The 1,211-nt window shown below is 64.0% G+C and carries 1 pseudogene; it reads right to left on the reverse strand.

The features are described 5' to 3' along the window. Nucleotides 1-1,211, reverse strand: a pseudogene (locus DIE21_RS36810) (hypothetical protein); the annotation flags it as partial.

A 1,211-nucleotide genomic window follows, 5' to 3' on the forward strand; every position in this document is an offset into this window, starting at 1 on the left:
TTCAGGTTGCCCAGGTTCTCGTTCGTCGCGAACAGTTGCGAGCCGTTCACCGCGTCCGTGCTCGTCGACGACAGCTCCGCGGCCTTCACGTTCGTCAGCTTCGTGCCGCCAACGCCAGCCAGCGTCGCCGACTTGTAGTTCGCCGTGCCGTCCGTGTTCTTGTCGTAAGTGATTGCAGCGAGCGACTTGCCGTCCTCGCCGATCAGGCCCGACGACTTCAGTTGCGACACGTTCACCGCGTCCAGGTCGGCAGTACCGGCTGCCACGTTCGTCAGCTTCGTGCCGCCTTTACCCGCCAGCGTCGCCGACTTGTAGTTCGGAGTGCCATCCGCGTTCTTGTCATACGTCACCGCAGCACGCGTGTCGCCATCGCTGTCCACCAGGCCCGTGTTCGTGAACTGGTTCTTGATGTTCGTGATGTCGCCCGTGTTGCTCGCCACACGACCATCCAGGTTCTCCAGCGCATCGCCCACCGTGTGATAGTCGACCTGCTTCGAGCTGTCCGCCGGATCAGCCAGCGTATACGTCGGCGCCGTGAGCTTGCCGCTCTCGTCCACCGTCGAACCGCCGCCCAACGCGTCTGCCACGCTCTTTGCCGTGGCGTGCAGTTGCGAACCGTTGACCGCGTCCTTGCTGTCCGCGCTCACCTTGCCCGCATTCAGGTTCGTCAGCGTCGTGCCCGTCTTGCCGGCCAGTGTCACCTTGTCCTTCGTCACGCTGTCGTAAGACACGGCCAGCGGGTTCATGCCGCCTTCCACGTCGCTGATCGCTTTCGTCAGTTGATCGACGTTCACTGCGTCCGTGCCGGCCTTGCCCTTGGCCACGTTCGACAGCGTCACCGGACCCGTCGACTTCCCGCCGCCCAGCGTCACCGAGTTGTAGTTCGCCGTGCCGTCCGCCTTCTTGTCGTACGTCACCGCGGCAAGCGACTTGCCATCCTCGCCGATCAAACCCGACGACTTCAGCTGCGACACGTTCACCGCATCCAGATCCGCCGTACCGGCCTTCACGTTCGACAGCGTCGTGCCCGTCTTGCCCGCCAGCGTCACCTTGTCCTTCGACGTGCTGTCGTACACCACCGCCAGCGATTCGCCCGTCGTCTTGTCGAGGACGCCGCCATCCGTCAGCGCGTCCTTCAGGTTGCCCAGGTTCTCGTTCGTCGCGAACAGTTGCGAGCCGTTCACCGCGTCCGTGCTCGTCGCCGACAGCTC

Origin of the sequence: Burkholderia sp. Bp9140 (genome assembly GCF_003853425.1) — a bacterium.
In the GTDB taxonomy this organism is placed as follows: Bacteria; Pseudomonadota; Gammaproteobacteria; order Burkholderiales; family Burkholderiaceae; genus Burkholderia.